The following is an 855-nucleotide window of genomic DNA, read 5'->3' as shown; positions in this document are numbered from 1 at the left end:
AGAAGTGGCCAGTGGTCCCCGTTCCGGTGAGCAGGTCTACAACGCCTCCTGTGCGGCCTGTCATGGCACTGGCGCTGCCGGTGCCCCGAAAGTGGGTGATGCCGCCTCCTGGGCACCGCACATCGCCAAAGGCGAAGCGACCATGCTGAAGAACGCTATCAACGGCATCAACGCCATGCCCCCTAAAGGCATGTGCATGAACTGCTCTGATGACGAACTCAAGGCCGCCATCGAGTACATGGTCAGCAAGAGCCAATAATCTTGTCGCGACCCTGTTGGTTTTTACCCGGACTCTTGCTGTCAGCACTGGTGCTGGCAGCCTGCTCCGACGACAGCGCCCCGGACACGACGGCTACCGACAAGGCAGCGGCGCGTGACGGGGCGCAGTTGTATAAGCAGTACTGTGTGACCTGTCACGGCTCCGGTGCGCTGGGCGCGCCTGGTGTCGGCAAGGAGCATCGCCTTTACTGGTCACACGAGGTTGAAGAAGAAGGTTTCGATACCCTGGTGCAGGAAGCGATCAATGGCATCAACTCGATGCCTCCTCGCGGTGGCTGTTTCGATTGCAGTGACGAGGAAATTCGCAGCACGGTGATTTACATGCTGCTAAAAAGTGGGGCGAAATAGCTCCACTTTTTAGCATTATCCATTTGTAAGAAAGCCATTCTTGTTGTCGTAAAAGTCTTACCTTCCCCCTAAGAGATAACTTACATAAACGCCTGTGCCTTGCTGTTAGTCTGCGCGCTCGATTCTATAAAGAAGCGTAGGGTTAAAAGCGGGGGATCGCATGGCTGTGTCACGTTCGGGTATCTGGGGTTGGGTGCAAGCTCTTTTTTGTCTGTTGTTAGTGCTTCC

General features: G+C 55.4%; 2 protein-coding genes. Both read left to right on the top strand.

Features of this window, described 5'->3' with window-relative positions:
* Positions 1-259: cytochrome c5 family protein (locus A3730_RS26715; protein WP_156501390.1), on the top strand; the 259-nt coding region annotated here is incomplete at its 5' end.
* A 2-nt stretch (positions 260-261) separates the two neighbouring features.
* Positions 262-627: a cytochrome c5 family protein gene (locus A3730_RS26710; RefSeq protein WP_231880510.1), complete on the top strand. Its 366-nt coding sequence runs from the start codon at positions 262-264 to the stop codon at positions 625-627.
* The last annotated feature ends 228 nt before the right edge of the window (positions 628-855 follow it).

It is taken from the genome of Alcanivorax sp. HI0044, from assembly GCF_001634945.1.
This window is presented reverse-complemented; position numbering and strand designations above follow the sequence as displayed.